Consider the following 877-nt stretch of genomic DNA (forward strand, 5'->3'; position numbering starts at 1 on the left):
GAGCATACCTACGAGGCGCTGGTGCAGGCGTTCCGCCACTTCGGCGGCGTGCCGCGCACGGTGCTGGTCGATAACCAGAAGGCGGCGGTGCTCAAACATGACCGCGACCGGCGCGTGATCTTCAATGCCGGCTTCCTGCAGTTGGCCAACCACTATGGTTTCGCCCCCAAGGCGTGCCGGCCGCAGCGACCGCGGACCAAGGGCAAGACCGAGCGCATGGTGGGCTACGTGAAGCAGCACTTCTTCCAGCGCTACCGGCAGTTCGATAGCGTTGCCCATCTCAACCAGTTGCTTCTGCTGTGGCTGGAGCGGGTGGCCGATCAGCGGCCGTTGCGTCAGTTCCGCCAATCCCCGGCGGAGCGCTTCGTGGCCGAAACCGAGGCGCTGCAAGCCCTGCCGGCGACTGACTTCGATACCCGCTATCACGACCTGCGCCAGGTCGGCTGGGACGGCTACATCGAAGTGCGTGGCAACCGCTATAGCGTGCCGGAGGCCCACTGCGGCCAGGCGGTGATCATTCGCCTGAGTCTCGATGACGAATTGACGGTCTACACGCCGGCCGGCGAGGCCATTGCCCAGCATCGCCTCCAGGCCCCTCAAGCCGGCTGGCGCAGCGTACCGGAGCACCATGCCGCCCTGTGGCAGCAGACCCTGGCCGTTCAACAGCGTGACCTGCGGGTCTACGAGGAGGTGCTGTGATGGCCCTGGAACAGCTCCTTACCCGCCTGAAGATGGAGCATCTCCAGGCCTCGCTCGACAGCCTCTGCGAGCATGCCAGCAAGCAGGACCTGAACTACCGTGAGTTCCTCGAGCAGGCCTTGGCCCAGGAATGGGGCGGGCGCCACCAGAAGGGCCTGGAGTCGCGGCTGAAACAGGC

The 877-nt window shown here is 65.7% G+C and carries 1 protein-coding gene and 1 pseudogene; both read left to right on the plus strand.

Annotated elements, in window-relative coordinates; genetic code table 11:
* Window positions 1-699: Mu transposase domain-containing protein (locus ACFOEV_RS19560; RefSeq protein ID WP_449280247.1), on the plus strand; the 699-nt coding region annotated here is incomplete at its 5' end.
* Window positions 696-877 (plus strand): annotated as a pseudogene (locus tag ACFOEV_RS19565) (hypothetical protein); the annotation flags it as partial. The gene ACFOEV_RS19560 and the pseudogene ACFOEV_RS19565, both read left to right, overlap by 4 nt.

Origin of the sequence: Litchfieldella rifensis (assembly GCF_042646605.1) — a bacterium.
GTDB lineage: Bacteria > Pseudomonadota > Gammaproteobacteria > Pseudomonadales > Halomonadaceae > Litchfieldella > Litchfieldella rifensis.